Source organism: Marvinbryantia formatexigens DSM 14469 (assembly GCF_025148285.1).
GTDB classification, from domain to species: Bacteria; Bacillota; Clostridia; order Lachnospirales; family Lachnospiraceae; genus Marvinbryantia; species Marvinbryantia formatexigens.
Genome location: NZ_CP102268.1, coordinates 2,483,016 through 2,499,670 on the forward strand (window position 1 = coordinate 2,483,016; position 16,655 = coordinate 2,499,670).

12 protein-coding genes and 1 riboswitch are annotated in these 16,655 nt (G+C 50.5%); of the genes, 11 read left to right on the forward strand and 1 reads right to left on the reverse strand.

Annotated elements, in window-relative coordinates:
* Nucleotides 1-173: 173 nt before the first annotated feature.
* The 8 genes from NQ534_RS11765 (at nt 174) to NQ534_RS11800 (ending at nt 8,127) form a co-directional block, all read left to right on the forward strand.
* Nucleotides 174-386, forward strand: a complete 213-nt coding sequence (locus NQ534_RS11765) for a glycoside hydrolase family 25 domain-containing protein (RefSeq protein WP_040781255.1) — start codon at nt 174-176, stop codon at nt 384-386.
* A complete protein-coding gene (locus tag NQ534_RS11770; RefSeq protein ID WP_006859938.1) occupies nt 361-864 on the forward strand; it encodes a hypothetical protein in 504 nt (167 codons plus the stop codon). The genes NQ534_RS11765 and NQ534_RS11770 overlap by 26 nt, the downstream gene beginning before the upstream one ends.
* Nucleotides 865-979: 115 nt before the next feature.
* On the forward strand, nt 980-1,876 hold the full coding sequence (locus NQ534_RS11775) for an alpha/beta hydrolase (protein ID WP_040781369.1): 897 nt from the start codon (nt 980-982) through the stop codon (nt 1,874-1,876).
* Between the two features lie 404 nt (nt 1,877-2,280).
* On the forward strand, nt 2,281-3,573 hold the full coding sequence (locus NQ534_RS11780) for an ABC transporter substrate-binding protein (protein WP_006859942.1): 1,293 nt from the start codon (nt 2,281-2,283) through the stop codon (nt 3,571-3,573).
* A gap of 157 nt (nt 3,574-3,730) precedes the next feature.
* Nucleotides 3,731-4,570 (forward strand): carbohydrate ABC transporter permease, encoded by an 840-nt coding sequence (locus tag NQ534_RS11785; RefSeq protein WP_006859943.1) that lies wholly within the window; start codon nt 3,731-3,733, stop codon nt 4,568-4,570.
* A 7-nt stretch (nt 4,571-4,577) separates the two neighbouring features.
* A complete protein-coding gene (locus tag NQ534_RS11790; protein WP_006859944.1) occupies nt 4,578-5,417 on the forward strand; it encodes a carbohydrate ABC transporter permease in 840 nt (279 codons plus the stop codon).
* 61 nt (nt 5,418-5,478) lie between these two features.
* Nucleotides 5,479-6,963, forward strand: coding sequence for a 4-alpha-glucanotransferase (malQ, locus tag NQ534_RS11795; protein ID WP_040781256.1), 1,485 nt, complete (start codon nt 5,479-5,481; stop codon nt 6,961-6,963).
* A gap of 132 nt (nt 6,964-7,095) precedes the next feature.
* The gene (locus tag NQ534_RS11800; protein ID WP_040781372.1) at nt 7,096-8,127 is read left to right on the forward strand and encodes a LacI family DNA-binding transcriptional regulator; all 1,032 of its coding nucleotides are present in this window, start codon (nt 7,096-7,098) and stop codon (nt 8,125-8,127) included.
* Nucleotides 8,128-8,131: 4 nt separating this feature from the next.
* Here the strand turns inward: NQ534_RS11800 and NQ534_RS11805 are convergent, their stop codons facing one another.
* Nucleotides 8,132-9,019: an AraC family transcriptional regulator gene (locus NQ534_RS11805; protein WP_006859947.1), complete on the reverse strand. Its 888-nt coding sequence runs from the start codon at nt 9,017-9,019 to the stop codon at nt 8,132-8,134.
* A gap of 300 nt (nt 9,020-9,319) precedes the next feature.
* Here NQ534_RS11805 and NQ534_RS11810 point away from each other — a divergent pair, with 300 nt between their 5' ends.
* The 3 genes from NQ534_RS11810 (at nt 9,320) to NQ534_RS11820 (ending at nt 16,223) form a co-directional block, all read left to right on the forward strand.
* Entirely contained in the window at nt 9,320-10,498 is a 1,179-nt protein-coding gene (locus NQ534_RS11810) for an MFS transporter (RefSeq protein ID WP_040781374.1), read from the forward strand.
* Between the two features lie 255 nt (nt 10,499-10,753).
* Nucleotides 10,754-14,680, forward strand: coding sequence for a hypothetical protein (locus NQ534_RS11815; RefSeq protein WP_006859949.1), 3,927 nt, complete (start codon nt 10,754-10,756; stop codon nt 14,678-14,680).
* Between the two features lie 169 nt (nt 14,681-14,849).
* Nucleotides 14,850-16,223 carry a citrate/2-methylcitrate synthase gene (locus tag NQ534_RS11820; RefSeq protein WP_006859950.1) on the forward strand — a complete coding sequence of 458 codons (1,374 nt, stop codon included), beginning with the start codon at nt 14,850-14,852 and terminating at the stop codon, nt 16,221-16,223.
* Between the two features lie 277 nt (nt 16,224-16,500).
* Nucleotides 16,501-16,594: riboswitch (glycine riboswitch) on the forward strand.
* Nucleotides 16,595-16,655 lie beyond the last annotated feature (61 nt).

Genomic DNA, 16,655 nt, shown 5'->3' on the forward strand with positions numbered 1-16,655 from the left:
AGCAGGACAGCCTGGCTGCACAGTTACTATGATGCAGCAGTATAACACATATGACGGCTAAACTCTATTGTTTTTAGAAACTTTTGACAAAAAATTATTGCAAAAGCAGTCTTTCTCTAATACAATATCGATGAAGAAGGTAGTAATTAAGATGTTTGTAGGAGGTGTTTATGATGGCAACTTCGAGTATTACTGAAAATTTTATTATTTCCGGTGAGGAGCAGGCAGAAATGTTTGTAAATGCACTGGAAGCGTCATACCGGGAATCTTTAAACAGACCACCGGCACCGGATATGGAGATAACATATTTGCGGGGAGCTGAAGAAATCAGAAAGTTCCTGGAAAAACAAAAAAACATAGATGCAGAACTGGATATCTGTCATTAATATTCGTGAATATTTAAAGAAAGATGAGAGTGGAAACAGAGAGGATAGATTACGTCAGCTGCTTGCTGGATTTTCCTGTGGAAAAAATCCGGATGTGGAAAAGTTAAAACCTATTACCGTAAATGCAGAGTGTGTCAGTAAGACAATGAGACGGAAAATTGTCAGGGTTGGAAAAGCAGATATATCCGGCAATACGTATACGTTATGGGCATTTCTGATAGCACAGCTGGGTAAAAATTATACGGAACAGGCTGATAAAAATGTCACAGGAGAACAACTGTTGGAGGCGGCTGCAGGTATAATCAGAGAAATACAATATATGGTGGGAGGAACGGTGGTTTTTCTGGAGGCAGAGGATAATGAAAAATTAATGCAGTTCTATGAAGAAAAAAATGGTTTTAAGAGATTTAACACAAAAAGTACCGGGTGTGATACGGAAAGTTCGCACACACTGGTTCAATTGCTGAAGGTGATTTGATGTTTGGCATTACATTATGGTGAGTGTTTTTTGCCCCGGTATTTCCGGGTATAGAGAAGCATGTTATGTGTTCTATATCATTATGAATAAGCAGTTATGCGGAAAGGAAATCAATATGTCGAAAAAAAGCAAGCTAATCAGAGTAACATGGAAGGCGAGTGACGCAAAGCGCGATGCAGGGCTTACGACGCCGGAGGATATCCGGCGCTTTGATAATCTGCAGTACGGGAAGGATGCGGTGTGGAATCTGCTGGATGTTTACCGTCCGAGGGCAGCGGAAGGAAAGCTGCCGGTCATCGTGAATGTGCATGGCGGCGGCTGGGTATACGGCGATAAGGAGCTGTATCAGTTTTACGGAATGTCCCTGGCGCAGAGGGGCTTTGCGGTGGTGAACTTTACATACCGCCTGGCGCCGGAGGCGAAATTTCCGTCGGCGGTAGAGGATATGAACGCGGTTATTACATGGATGTATGAGAACCAGGAGACATACGGGCTGGATATGGAGCATGTCTTTTTTGTCGGCGATTCCGCGGGCGGAAATCTGGCGGCTATGTATTCTGCCATCTGCACGAATCCCGGATATGCGGCAAAGTTTGCTTTTAAGGTTCCACAGGGCTTTGCGCCGACGGCAGTGGGGCTTAACTGCGGGGCGTATGTGCTGTTCGGACACCATGAGCTGCTGCATGAATCGCAGGATAAGGAGCTGATTATGGAGGATCTTCTGCCGGAGCACGGTTCCCCCAGGGAGCAGGAGCTTGTAAATGTGCCGGATCACGTTACTGCCGCATTTCCGCCTGTCTATCTGATGACGGCGCTGGGAGATTTCTGCAGGCCGCAGGCACAGTTTATGGAAGAGGCGCTGAAGAAAAACGGTGTGTATTATGAATTTGGGCTGTTCGGCACGGAGAAGGAGCCGCTTTATCATGTTTTCCATGTCAATATCCGGGAATCGGAGGGACAGAGGTGCAATGATATAGAATGTGATTTCTTCCGCCGCATGATGGAGAAATAAAGCATTTAAAGAATGCCGGGGCGTCGCATCCGCAGGCATTATAATTGGGTGCTTTTGAACCCGACATCATTCAAAGTAAAGAACAAATAACAGAGAGAAAGGGAGACGCTTCCTGCTGCGGCATGGCGTTTCTCTTTCTTTTTTTGCTTTTGACGGGCGTTTCCGGGGTGGAAAAGGAGACGAAAAAGAAGGAGTTGTAAAACTGCACAAAAACGGGATATCAAAATAGTGAACATTTAACAAAGTTACGGAAAATATGAAAATTACAGTTGCCAAATTGTAGAATGTGTGCTAACATACAATTACAAAAACGTTACCGATAACGATAACGAAAACGGTAACGACAACGTTTTCAAACAATGCGGTCAAACGATCAGACCGCAAACTAAAAGGAGGAAAAAAGAATGAAAACGAAGAAAATGGTAGCGGCAGCAACAGTAGCGGCAATGGCAGTAGGTGTTTTCGGTGCTCAGGCGGCAGCAGAAGGCGGAAGCGTTTATTATCTGAACTACAAGCCGGAGGTAGATGCACAGTGGCAGGAGCTGGCAGCTTCCTACACAGAGCAGACAGGTGTTCCGGTAACGGTTGTTACAGCGGCATCCGGTACATATGAGCAGACGCTTACATCTGAGATCGCAAAATCAGAAGCGCCGACCCTGTTCCAGGTAGAGAACCAGTCCTGGCTGGACAACTGGGGACAGTACTGCTACGATCTGTCCGGAAGCTTCATCGCAGAGCATTCTACAGCAAACTGCCTGTCTATGGAAGGTGTTGAAGTAGCGGCGGTACCGTTCGCAAACGAGAGCTACGGTATTATCTACAACGTAGATTTGCTGAACGAATATTGTGGTCTGGAAAATGCAGTAATTTCCAGCCCGGAAGAAATCAACAACTTTGACAAGCTGAAAGCGGTAGCAGATGATATTCAGGCAAGAAAAGATGAACTTGGCGTAGAAGGTGCTTTCACCTCCGCAGGTCTGGATGGCTCCTCCAACTGGAGATTCACCACCCATCTTGCAAACATGCCGATTTACTGGGAGCTGACCGAGAAGGGCGTTACCACCGCAACCTCTCTGGACGGAACCTATGTTGGAAATTACAAGAACCTGATTGACCTTTACTTCACAGATTCTACCTGCGACCCGGCTCTTCTGAGCGGTAAGACCGGCGACGACTCTCTTGCAGAGTTCTGTGACGAGATGGCAGTATTCTACCAGAACGGTACATGGGCATGGACCGAGGATGGCGATATCGCTTCTATGAACATCGCATTCCTGCCGCTGTACACAGGCGTTGAAGGTGAGGAAAATATCGGTGTCTGCACAGGTACAGGTAACTACTGGTGCATCAACAAGAACTCCAGCGAGGAAGATATCCAGGCAACACTTGACTTCCTTGAGTGGGTAGTTTCCTCTGATGAAGGAAAAGATACTCTGGCAGGCAAGATGGCATTCAACGTACCGTTTGACACCTTCGCAGATTATGAACTGGCTAACCCGCTGTTTGTAAGCGCAAACGCATACGAAGAAGCAGGCAAGACCGCAGTTTCATGGATCGGTACCGAGAATCTTCCGACTGAGAACTGGAAATCCGAACTGGGCTCCGCTCTGATCGAGTACTCCCAGGGAACCGCAGACTGGTCCGTTGTTGAGAAAGTATTTACCGAAGACTTTGCTACTGAGTGGGCAAACAGATAAGTAAATCCGGAATAAGACGATAGGATAGAAAAAAGAAAAGAATAGCTGTAACCTGGCTATTCTTTTCTTATAAAGAGGTAATACAGGTGAAAGCCCGCGGATTGCCCTGCGCCCTGCACGGAGAACGGGTCTTCATAGCGAATAAGGAGAATGTATCATGGAAAAAGCGTTAAAGAAATATTTACCGGTTTTCACATTCCCCACAGCAATCGCGTTTCTTATCGGTTTTATTGTACCGTTTGTTATGGCTGTTTATCTGAGCTTCTGCTCCTTTACAACAGTAAATGACGCGAAATTTGTGGGAATCAGCAATTATATTGAAGCAATTAAGGACCCGGTATTTTTACACTCGGTAGGCTTCTCGGCAATCTTTACGGTTGTCACAGTAATTCTGATCAATGTGCTGGCGTTTGCCGTTGCACTTGCTCTGACACAGAAGATTAAAGGCACCAACCTTTTCCGTACCGTTTTCTTCATGCCGAACCTGATCGGCGGTATCGTACTCGGTTACGTATGGCAGCTTCTGTTCAACGGTATTCTGGCATACTTCAACCGTACCCTGACGTACAGCTCTGTGTACGGCTTCTGGGGTCTGGTAATCCTTCTCTGCTGGCAGCAGATAGGTTACATGATGATTCTGTACATCGCCGGTCTGCAGAACATTCCGGGCGATATGCTGGAGGCGGCGCAGGTGGACGGCGCGACCGGCGTGCAGCGTCTGTTCAAAATCATTATCCCGTCCATGAGACCGACGATTGTAATCTGTACCTTTATGTCTCTCACAAACGGCTTTAAGCTCTTCGACCAGAACCTCGCGTTAACAGCGGGCGAGCCGTCGCACGGCACAGAAATGGTGGCGCTGAATATTTACAACACCTTCTACGGCAGCACGGCGACATACCGCGGCGTCGGACAGGCGAAGGCAGTTATCTTTGCGGTTGCGCTTGCACTGATTGGCGTACTGCAGATGAGACTGACCGCGGGAAAGGAGGAGTAACAGCAACATGAAATCGAAAAAAGCAAATTACAAGACAGTCCTCACGGTGGTATTCAGTATTATTTCGGTGCTGTATGTATTCCCGATCGTGCTGGTTATTATCAACTCCTTTAAGAAGAAAACGAGTATCAACCTGAGACCGTTTGAGCTTCCGACCGAAAAATCCTTTGTCGGGCTGGACAATTATATTAATGGTATTGAAAAAGTTGAATTTTTCAAGTATTTTGGATATAGTTTATTTATCACGGCGGCGTCTGTTATCGCGATCCTGCTGTTCTGCTCCATGTGCGGCTGGTATGTGACCCGTGTGAAAAATGCCTTTACAAAAGCGTTGAAGTCTGCGGCGATCTTTTCTATGGTAGTGCCGTTCCAGATGATTATGTTCACGCTGGCAAAGACGGCGGATACGTTGCATCTGAATACGCCGGTAGGTATCGTCGTTGTGTACCTGGGCTTCGGCGCCGGTATGGCGATTTTCATGTTCTCCAATTTCGCGCAGAGTATGCCTATCGAAATTGAGGAAGCGGCAAATATCGACGGTTGCAATCCGCTGCAGATGTATTTTAAAGTAATTCTGCCGATTATGAAGCCGACCTATGTATCGGTAGGTATTCTGGAAATCATGTGGATCTGGAACGATTACCTTTTGCCGTATCTGGTACTGGATATTAAGAAATATAAGACGATTCCTATCGTTATCCAGTATCTGAAGGGCGGATTCGGTTCTGTGGATATGGGAGCGATTATGGCATGTATCGTGCTTGCGATTATTCCGGTAATCGTTATTTATGTAATCTGCCAGAAATACATTATCGAAGGTGTTGCGGCAGGCGCAGTAAAGGGCTGATTACGAACCGGGCTATCCGGCGAGAGCAGACCTGTAACCTGGAAACAAAGGGGGAAAGGGAATGAAAAGACAATGCGGTATGCTGCTACCGATAGCCAGTCTGCCATCTGAATACGGAATCGGGTCTTTCTCAAAAGAGGCATATGCTTTTGTGGATATGCTGCATGAGACGGGGCAGAGCCTCTGGCAGGTTCTGCCAATCGGACCGACGGGCTACGGGGATTCTCCCTATCAGTCGTTTTCCACATTTGCGGGCAATCCGTATTTTATCGATCTGGAGCAGGTGATCCGGGACGGGCTTCTGACGGAAGAGGAATGCCAAAGCTTTGACTGGGGCAGCGATCCGGAGATAATAGAGTATGACAGAATTTATGCTTCCCGCTTTCAGATTCTCAGAAAGGCGTACGGGCGCTATCATACAAAGGAAGACAGGGAGTTCCTGGAATTTCAGCAGAAAAACAGCTTCTGGCTGGAGGACTATGCGCTGTTTATGGCGATTAAGGACAGCCGCGGCGGACAGTGCTGGGCGCAGTGGGATGAGGATATCCGGATGAGAAGACCGGAGGCGGTAAAGAAGTACAGGGAAGAGCTGGCGGAAGATATTGCATTTTACATGTTTGTGCAGTATCTGTTCCAGAAACAGTGGCTGGCGCTGAAACGCTACGCAAATGAGCGGCAGGTAAAGATTATCGGAGATATTCCCATCTATGTGTCTTTTGACAGCGTGGATGTGTGGGCAAATCCGGAGCTGTTCCAGCTCGATGAGGCGCATATGCCGGTGGCGGTTGCCGGCTGCCCGCCGGATGCTTTTGCGGCGGACGGACAGCTCTGGGGAAATCCGCTGTATGCATGGGATTATCACAAAAAGACCGGGTACCGCTGGTGGATCGACAGAATGCGGGCCCTGTATGAATTGTTTGATATTGTGCGCATCGACCATTTCCGCGGCTTCGACCAGTATTACTCCATCCCGTACGGCGATAAGACGGCTGTCAACGGGCACTGGGAGCAGGGAATCGGCGCGGATTTGTTTAAGGAGATTAAAAAGGCGCTGGGCGATACGGAAATCATTGCGGAGGACCTCGGCTACGTGACGGATTCTGTCCGGCAGCTTCTGCGGGACACCGGCTATCCGGGCATGAAGATTCTGCAGTTTGCATTTGATTCGCGGGAAGAGGGCTGCTATATGCCGTATAAATATCCAAGAAATTGTGTGGTTTATACGGGTACGCACGACAATGACACCGTCCGGGGATGGTATCAGAGTATCAGCGAAAACGACCGCGCGCTTGCACAGCTTTATATGAACAATAAAAACACGCCGGACGAACAGATTCACTGGGATTACATCTGCTGCGCGCTGGCGACGGTGGCGGACATCTGCATCATACCGGTACAGGACTATCTTGGACTTGGAAGCGAAGCGAGAATCAATATTCCGTCGGTTCCTTCGGGAAACTGGAAATGGCGTATGAAAAAAGAGGCGTTTACGCCGGAATTAAAGAAGAAAATCCGGTCCCTTGCCGAAGTGTATGGAAGATATTGACGCTTCCTGAAAAAAAGTGTATAATAATAAACAGGTTCTGGTGCTGTGCTTCATGGTATGGAAGTACAGCACTGTTTTATCTTAGAAAAATCTGGAAAATTCTTGTTATTTTATTTGGAAGGGACGACGGTTATGGGGGCTTTGACAATTAAGGATATTGCGAAAATTTGCGGGGTAAGTGTTACCACGGTGTCGAGAGCGCTGAATAATTATCCGGGTATCAATCAGGAGACGAAGGATAAGATTATGGAGGTCGTCCGTGAAAAGCAGTTTATACCGAATAACAGCGCGCGAAATCTGAAAAAGCTTGAGAATCATTCCATTGCCGTTCTGGTAAAGGGGGTAGGAAACCCGTTTTTCCAGCCGATGATTGCGACGCTGGAAAAATTTGTACATAAGCAGAAATATACGTTTATTTTGCAGAGCGTCAATGATAATGAGGATGAAATAGAGGTGGCTTCCCAGCTCAGTCTGGAGAAAAAGCCGAAGGGGATTGTTTTTCTCGGCGGTTACTTTAAGCATACGGAGGCGAAGCTGCGGCAGCTCGACCTCCCCTGCGTCATCTGCGCGGTCGGAAGCATTGATGAAAAGAGCAGCAATGTCTGCTCCTCCGTGCATGTGGATGATATCCGGGAGAGTTACCGGATCGTAGATTATCTCTGCAAGGCGGGGCATAAGCGGATCGCTATTTTTGCCGCCACGCGGGAGGATAAAAGTATCAGTGCGCTCCGCCTGGAGGGATACCGCCGGGCGCTGGCGGACAATGGGCTGCCGGTGTGCGAGGAGCTGATCCGCTACAGCAATGAGGGCGAAAATATTTATTCGATGGAGCGCGGCTACCATGATATGAAGAAGCTGCTGAAAGAGCGGGATGATTTCACCGCGATCTATGCGATTTCGGATAATATGGCGATGGGAATCTGCCGGGCGCTGAAGGAAGCGGGGAAACGTATTCCGGACGATTATTCCGTGGCGGGCTTTGACGGTCTGGATATGTCGTCGTATTATATCCCGACCATCACGACGGTGAAGCAGCCGGTCCGCGAAATGGCGGAGGCGGCAGCGGAGATTCTGTTCGACACGATAGAAAACGGACGCGGCGTCCAGCATCGCACGTTTGAGGGCGAGATGCTGATACGCGAGTCTTCCAGAGCGATTAATTAAGGCATCAGACCTTTTTTGCCCGGTATTCCTTCGGGCTCATCTGATAACGTTCTTTAAATTTCCGGCAGAAATAGCCGGCGCTGGCAAAACCTGTTTCCTGGGCAATCGCGGAGACAGGTTTTCTTGTTGTATAAAGCAGACCGGCAGCCTGCGTCAGGCGGTACTGAATCAGGTACGCCACGGGGGAAAGATGAATGCCGGAGTGGAAAATCTGCAGGGCGCTGCTTTTGCTGACAGAGGCGGCGGAGGCGATCTGCTCCAGGGTGAGTTCCGTCCGGTAATTGTCGTGTATGTACTGCATCATTATCTGAAGCCTTGCCTGGCGGTGGTCCGGCCGGGCGAGCGCTTTTTCGCCGTCCGGGATATCCAGATTCCGGACAAGAATATCCCAGAGCTTCAGAAGCAGCCGGAGCGTGGCAAGCTCCGTGTCCGTCTCCTGCTCCTGCAGACGGTAAATCTGCGCGAGAATATCAAGAATCTGCCCCTGCCATGCAATCTGCGGGGAAAAAAGCTGCCAGGAAATCCGGGAGTGCAGGACGGGCAGAATGTATTTCTGATATATCAGACTGTTTTCCGGGGCAAGCAGACCGGGCGAAAAAACAATATTTGGAATCAGAGCGCTGGCGGTGGCTTCGAAGCGGTGCAGCACGCTGCTGTTGATAAACATGCCGCATCCGGCTGGAACCTTCAGCATGTCCGTTCCGGCATAGCAGATAGCGGTGCCCTCCACAACGGAAATAAATTCCAGTTCATGGTGCCAGTGCCAGTCCATGCAGTGAAAATCAAAATCCCAGATATTTTCCAGATAATAGGCGAACGGGTAAGCGGCATTTCCGTGCTGTACTGTTTCTTTAAGGGTGTCATCGGTCCTGATAGATGTCCAGTTATTCATGGCGGTTTCCTTTCTGTGCGGAAGTCATAATGCATTAGTATTGTACACGCCAGCCTCAAACACCTGCTGTTTGAGGCGTGAGAACGTGATTCAAGTGTGAGCAAATCCCATTCGCGAAGCGAATTTTAAATGGATTTGCGAAGGTTACTGCGAACGGAGTGAACAGTAACAATTTTGTGATATTGTACCATAAATATGTGATTCTGTGCAATGATTTACCGGAAAAAATGCGATATAATCTCAGAGATTTGTAACAGGACGGCGTATTTGCGCTGCCTGACCGGAAAGGAGAAAGTGTTTATGAAAAATGAGTATAACAAAACGATTACAGCCTGCTTTACAGCATATATTGTGCAGGCGATCGTAAACAATTTTGTTCCGCTTTTATTTCTGACATTCCAGCGGAGCTACGGGATTCCGCTTTCGCAGATTACGCTGCTGGTGACGTTTAATTTTGGCGTGCAGCTTCTGGTGGATCTGCTTTCGGTAAGCTTCGTTGATAAAATCGGCTACCGTGCGTCCATGATTATTGCACATGTGCTGTCGGCGGCGGGGCTGGCTCTGCTGACCATTCTGCCGGAGGTGATGCCGACGCCGTTTGCCGGCATTCTTATCGCGGTGATGGTCTATGCAATCGGCGGCGGACTGCTGGAGGTTCTGGTGAGTCCGGTGGTGGAAGCATGCCCGTCCGACAACAAGGAAAAGACGATGAGTATGCTGCATTCCTTTTACTGCTGGGGACATGTGGGGGTCGTGCTGCTGTCCACGGCGTTTTTCCAGGTATTCGGCACTCAGAACTGGAAGGTGATGGCGCTGTTGTGGGCGATTGTTCCGGCGTGCAATGCGTTTGCGTTTACGCGGGTTCCGATTGCGAGCCTGATGGAGGAGGGCGAAAAGGGTCTGACGATCAGAGAACTCTTTGGCATCAAAATTTTCTGGGTGCTGCTGATTATGATGGTCTGCGCGGGGGCGAGCGAGCAGGCGGTGAGCCAGTGGGCGTCGACTTTTGCGGAGAAAGGACTGGGTATTTCCAAGACGCTCGGCGACCTGGCGGGACCGATGATGTTTGCCATTCTCATGGGAGCTTCCAGAGCTTTTTACGGGAAGTATGGCGACCGCATCAATCTGGATAAGTTTATGATTTACAGCAGTTGTCTTTGCATTCTTTCCTACCTTGGCGTATCGCTGCTGCCGGTTCCGCAGCTCAGTCTGGCAGCCTGCGCCATCTGCGGGCTTTCCGTGGGTATTATGTGGCCGGGCACCTTCAGCAAGGCGTCGGCGGCTCTGCCGCGGGGCGGGACAGCGATGTTTGCACTGCTTGCGCTTGGCGGAGACCTGGGCTGCTCCGGCGGACCGACGCTGGTCGGCATGGTATCCAGCGCGCTGGGTGACAATCTGAAAATGGGTATTCTGGCAGGCATCATTTTCCCGGTGCTTCTGCTGACGGGCGTTGTGCTCTGCCGGAAGATGTGCAGATAACGGTCGCAGACCTGTGACTGGATGACTGAACAGTTACGAAAATAGCAGGAGAGGGCAGGATGACTGCCCTTTTAATTTTTGCCCATAACATCGATATTGATAGTAACTATTTATTTATAAATAATCATATATCATCTTGACATCATCATAAAAACATGATAAAGTATCTATACATTTCAAAGAGTCCTGGTTTTCGCCACACATACCAGAGGTTATTAAAAAGCAACAGAATATGTTTAAGGAGGAAGAGGAATCATGAAGCCTGGTAAATTCATGAGGCGCCGTATGCTTGCCGGTATTCTGGCAGTGATGATGGCGGCCGTTTCCGCCACCCCTGCGCAGGTGGCAGCGCAGGGGCTGGCAGGAATAGAGACAGAGAGAAAGGGAGAGACAGAAACAAAGCAGGAGACGGCAACCGGTTTGTGGGAGAGTGAAACAACCTCCGTACCGGGTACGGAACGGAGAGAAGGAGAGACAGACGGCAGTCCGGATACAGGGCTGTGGGAAGGCGAGACGGGCGCTATTCCGGATACAGAAATGGGGAAAGGAGAAGCGGGCGGTGCCCCGGATACAGAGATGGGGAAAGGAGAAGCGGGCGGTGCCCCGGATACAGAAATGGGAAAAGGAGAAGCGGGCGTCGCACCGGATACAGAAATGGGAAAAGGCGAGGCCGGCGGTACTCTGGATACAGGGGTGCAGGAAGGCGAAACGGGCATCATACCGGATGCGGGGCTGCAGGAAGGCGAGACAGGCGGCAGTCCGGATACGGGGCTGTGGGAAGGAGAGACAGGGAATAATCCGGATACGGGACTGTGGGGCGAGACAGGCGGCACTTCGGATATGGAGCTGCCGACAGAGCCGGGAACGGAGACCGCGGCGGATGTTGTGCTTGCCGACACAAATGGAGACGCCAGGGCCGCCGTTTTCCTGCAGGATGGCGGGACATTCCCGGAGGGAACCAGCTTCCGCCTGCTGTGTGTTGAGGATATTATCGGGGAAACGGAAGACAAAGAGACGCGCTGTCGTAAGCTGAAGGAGGAACTGCTGGCAGCCTGGAGCGATGCACTGCCGGAGAAAACGGCAGAAAATGTGCGGACATTTCTCCCGTATTATCTGTTTTTTGCCGACGCGCAGGGAAATGAAATTACGCTTCCGGGCGAGGTGAAAATCCGTCTGACGATTTCCAAAGAAGCTTTCCGAAAAGAGGACAGTGATACCGGGAAAGGCGGTGCAGAGATAGGCGGCGCAGAGAGCAGTGGTGTAGAGATAGGGGGTGCAGAGATAGGCGATGCAGAGAATGATGCGGCAGAAGGCACAGAAACCGGAGCGGGCGGTGCGGCGGCATTTCCAGCGGATACAGAACAGGCGGCAGAATTTTCCGTTGCCTGGCAGGGAAAGCTGGATGCGTTCCGGGAGATTTCAGAAAAAGAAATGATACTGGATGAGGAGGCGCATGAAGTCACCTTTATTTTCCGGACGAAGGAAGCAGGCTGGTTTTCGATTTTAGAGACGTTTGAAAAAACAGAAACCCAGGAGGGGACAGTAGAAAGCGGAGAACCGGGGGAGAGCAATGGAAAGGAAGACCTGGGAGAGGCAGAAGGAACAGGACAGGGAGAGACAGAAGAAATTACGGAGAACAGAGAGGAATCTACAGAAGAGACGGAAGAAACTACGGAGAACAGAGAGAAGTCCACAGAAGAACCGGAAGTGATGGCGGATCCGGAAACCGGAGAGGAGCCGGGCATCGGTCTTGAAAGTCTCTCCGGAATACAGCTTTTTGCCGTGGCAGGTTCCCTGGCGCCCAGCGGCACGCTGGTGACGGCGTCCGGAAGCGGCTTCCGGCTGATGAGTACCGCAGAGCTGGATGGCGCCTGCAGGACGGCATGCTGGTACAGCGGAATTTCTTCTTTTGTCCCGTTCAGCGCGGCGGGGAGCTCGGTAAAGGCAATGAGCGGCAGCGCGAACGGAGGCGCATATATCTTTTATCCGACAGACAATACTGCCGCCGGAAAATTTGGCGGTATTTATCAGAAGGTTCTGTTTCAGGAGGGTGTCTGGTATGATTTGAAAATGACCGTATCTTCTTATACGAACAAAACATGGGCGGGGAGCGACGGTGCGCAGGTGGCATCGTATCCGCCGATCGGCTTCAGTCAGAATAAGATTGCCTGGTGGCTGAAGCCGACGATGGGAGAGTACGTGTTAAAGATGGAATATTTCCGTCACGGCGATGCAAAGCAGACGCCGGTTGCGCTGAACAGCCGTTTCCAGTGGTGGGAAATAGACAATTCCCAGAGATTCGGCATCCGCGTGGAAAACGGCAGCATTGCCAAAAAGTTTTACCAGTCGGCAGGCTCCGCGGTTTACTATAAATCGCAGGCGGCAAAGGCGGACGGAAAGACGTATCTGTTTTTAACTGCGACGGAGGATATGCTGGCGAATGACCCGAAGGGAAATGTAGGATTTGTTTTGCAGAATTGCTCCAGATATTACGTTGCTGTCGGCTACCGGGATCACATCCAGGACAGTTCGGACTACCGGGTGAGCAAGGCGACGATTGAGAAATGGAACACCTCTCTGAAAAACGGAAAGCCGGACGAGGTGACGCTGGGGATTCTGGTGCAGACAGGGCTGGATGTGCCAAACCCGCCGGACCCGTCGTATCCGAAGAAATATGTGTCAAACGACGGCGCCTCCTGGGCGCAGTCCAATACACTGCCGGGGACGACGGCGGAATATTATTATAAGATTGAACAGTACATTCCGTGGCAGACGCCGAACAATTATTATGAGCAGATGGTTCTGGAGGATGTGCTTCCTGTGGGAGCAGATTACGTGGGTCCTGTGACGATTACCTGCATGGAAAGCGGGCAGGATGCCTCCGGAAGCTTCCGGTGCGTGCAGAAAAATGATACGGTAAGCATTACGCCAGTCAATCTGAAAAATGAATCGCTGTACGGGAGAACCTATGCCTTTGTATTTAAGGTGCGGATGAATCCAGAGGAGCTGCAGCCGGAGCAGACGCAGAATACGGCGGTCTATAAGGTGATAAACAGTGCGGCGCTTGCGTATAAGCACAGCGGGCAGACTGCCGTTTCGATGGCGTCAAATAAGGTCACCACACAGGCAACGGTGCAGCGGCAGGCGTTTCCGGCTCCGGTAAAGGGATTGGACGGGCAGGAAAATCTGCGGGAAAAAGAGCTTTCCGGCGACGGCGAAGCGATTGTATTCAGCATTTTTCAGACAGTCCCGCACAACGAAAAAGCATGGCAGCCTGTGCAGATGATACTTACAGACGAGCTGGAGCCGTGTCTGGAATATGTTTCCGCGGAGGTTTTCTGTAAAGGAACAGGCGGTTACACACCGGCCCCGCAGTGGAAAGCGCAGGCTCAGGGACAGAGCATCACAGTTTCCGGAAACTTTCAGACGAATCCGCCGGCGCCGGATAACCAGACCCTGCGGTTTGATATTACCTGTCGTCTGAAAAAGGATTATGATATGAAAACCTATGCGCAGACAGCCGGAAACCGGCGCTGGTATGTCGTGCCGAATAAAGCGCGCATGAAAGTTGTCTGGGCAAAGGGCAGTCCGTCGTCTGAGGAAAAGGAAACAAATGAAGTGAAGGTAAAGCTTCTGGCGGGTGCGGTGGAGGCGCAGCTTCGCATTACGAAGGAGATAGATGCCGCCGATATTGTATGGGCGCATGGAAATCCGACGTTCACCTTCTGCATAAGCGGGGAGGATGTGCTGGGAGGCAGGCATACCTGGTACCGGACCGTAGAATTTACGCCGGGCAGTGCGCAGGCGTCGGGAGGTACGCAGACGCCCGGCAGCACGCAGGTAGCAGGAGGTACGCAGACGCCCGGCAGCACACAGGCGTCGGGAGGTACACAGACGCCGGGAGGTACGCGGGCGTCGGACAGCACGCAGACAACGGCCGGAAAGACGTCGCTGTCGGTCTTACTGACAGTGCCGGCGGGATGGTATACTGTTTCCGAAGAAAAAACGATGCGTTACCGGCTGCAGAGCATCCACAGTCTGGAAAATGGGATTCTCTCAGGAGAGACCGCCGTCTTTGATGTGAGCGGGGGACAGACCGGAAGTGCCGTATTTTATAATCAGAAAACGACGGATGAGAAAGAGAGCCACAGTGCTTTTGTAAAAAATGAAATAAAGAAGTAGGGCATGTCGGGCACGCCGTGGAAAATATCTGTCGGGCACGCCGGGAAAAATATCTTGCATGATTATACATTTTCGTGTAATATGGAAAAGAATTACAGAGTTTCCTGCTGACACAGCTTACGGTGATATGCGGTAAGAGGTGCTCTGTGCATATGAGGAGGTGCTTTTTATGCAGGATGTTGAAATGACGAGTATTGAAAATCTGAAAAGTGACTGGGATAGTCTTGAAAGTGCGCTTTTGCACGGACACCGCATCGACCCGAATCTTTATGTCGAGTATGATGTAAAACGGGGTTTGCGTGATTCTGCCGGCAAGGGTGTGCTCACCGGACTGACGGAGATTTCCGACGTAGTGGCGTATGATTTGGTCAACGGACGCCAGATTCCTGCGGAGGGGGCACTGTACTATCAGGGAATTAATGTATATGATATTGTCAAAGGATTGCAGGGACGCAAGTACGGCTTTGAGGAGACGGTTTATCTGCTGATTTTCGGCAAGCTTCCGACAAAGCAGGAGCTGGATATGTTCCTCGGCGTGATGTCCGAGCTGCAGGAGCTGGGCGGTCGTTTTGTGCGCGATGTGGTTATGAAGGCATCCAACGGAAATATGATGAATGCCATGCAGCGCTGCGTACTGACGCTGTATACCTACGATGAAAATCCGGAGGATATCTCCGTGAGAAATGTTCTGCGCCAGTGTCTGGAGCTGATTGCCAAGCTTCCGCTTATTGCGGTTTACTCGTATCATGCCTACCGTCATTTCCGCAAGGACGACACGCTGCTGATACGGAATCCGAAAAAAGGACTGTCACTGGCGGAAAACATCCTTCTGATGCTGCGTCCGGACGGAGAATATACCGAGCTGGAAGCGAAGGTGCTTGATATCGCGCTGATTCTCCATGCCGAGCATGGCGGCGGAAATAACTCCACCTTTACGACGCATGTTGTCACGTCCTCAGGAACTGACACCTATTCTTCCGTGGCGGCTTCTATCGGTTCGCTGAAGGGACCGCGTCACGGCGGCGCCAACCTCAAGGTGCAGAATATGTTTGCCGATATCAAGGCGCATATTTCCGACTGGACCAACGAAGGGGAGGTTGCGGATTATCTGAGAAAGATACTGAATAAAGAAGCCTTCGACAGATCCGGTCTGATTTACGGAATGGGTCATGCCGTATATACGCTGTCCGACCCGCGTGAGGTTATTTTAAAAAGCTTTGCGAAGGACCTGGCGCAGGAAAAGGGCATGATGGAGGAATTTGCCCTCTATGAGCTGGTAGAGCGGCTGGCGGGGCAGCTTGTCATGGAACAGCGCAGGCTTTTCAAGAATGTCTGTGCAAACGTCGATTTCTACAGCGGATTTGTATATTCCATGCTGGACATCCCGCAGGAGCTGTTTACGCCGATTTTTGCAATCGCGCGTATGCCGGGCTGGAGCGCGCACCGGCTGGAAGAGCTGATTAACGCCAACAAGATAATCCGTCCGGCGTACAAATATGTCGGCACCCACACCGATTTTGTGCCGGTAGAAGAGCGCGTGTAATGCTCCGGATGCTTTGGCTGCAGTAATATGCCGGAGCAAATACTGGTTCTATGCCGGTGGAGAAGCGCGTATGACAAAAAATTATCAAAGTTGACAAGCGCTCTGTCTTGTGTTATGGTTAATAAGGTTAGTGGTTATGCCGTCGGACGGCGGAGCCATCATCATAAGTGAATATGTGCAGGCTGATATAGCCGGGAGAAAGGTATACCTTCCCGAAGGAGTAACACTCACAGGGGTCTGGTGTCCGGGTAGCAGGGCATCGGGCAGGACCGGATATGGACTGCACTCTGGAGAACCCCACAAAGAGGTGGGTGCCGAAGGTGCAAAGCACACTGTGCTAATCTCTCAGGCGAAAGGACAGAGAATGCAATCAGATTACTGATTTTATTTGATTATTTCAGGCGGGAGAATAAGGTTCTTCCGCCTTTTTGC

Coding starts and splice junctions, on each gene's coding strand:
- NQ534_RS11790 (WP_006859944.1), top strand. CDS start 4,578: ATGAAATCGAAAAAAGCAAATTACAAGACAGTCCTCACGGTGGTATTC.
- NQ534_RS11775 (WP_040781369.1), top strand. CDS start 980: ATGTCGAAAAAAAGCAAGCTAATCAGAGTAACATGGAAGGCGAGTGAC.
- NQ534_RS11770 (WP_006859938.1), top strand. CDS start 361: ATGCAGAACTGGATATCTGTCATTAATATTCGTGAATATTTAAAGAAA.
- NQ534_RS11815 (WP_006859949.1), top strand. CDS start 10,754: ATGAAGCCTGGTAAATTCATGAGGCGCCGTATGCTTGCCGGTATTCTG.
- NQ534_RS11820 (WP_006859950.1), top strand. CDS start 14,850: ATGCAGGATGTTGAAATGACGAGTATTGAAAATCTGAAAAGTGACTGG.
- NQ534_RS11800 (WP_040781372.1), top strand. CDS start 7,096: ATGGGGGCTTTGACAATTAAGGATATTGCGAAAATTTGCGGGGTAAGT.
- NQ534_RS11765 (WP_040781255.1), top strand. CDS start 174: ATGGCAACTTCGAGTATTACTGAAAATTTTATTATTTCCGGTGAGGAG.
- malQ (WP_040781256.1), top strand. CDS start 5,479: ATGAAAAGACAATGCGGTATGCTGCTACCGATAGCCAGTCTGCCATCT.
- NQ534_RS11805 (WP_006859947.1), bottom strand. CDS start 9,019: ATGAATAACTGGACATCTATCAGGACCGATGACACCCTTAAAGAAACA.
- NQ534_RS11780 (WP_006859942.1), top strand. CDS start 2,281: ATGAAAACGAAGAAAATGGTAGCGGCAGCAACAGTAGCGGCAATGGCA.
- NQ534_RS11810 (WP_040781374.1), top strand. CDS start 9,320: ATGAAAAATGAGTATAACAAAACGATTACAGCCTGCTTTACAGCATAT.
- NQ534_RS11785 (WP_006859943.1), top strand. CDS start 3,731: ATGGAAAAAGCGTTAAAGAAATATTTACCGGTTTTCACATTCCCCACA.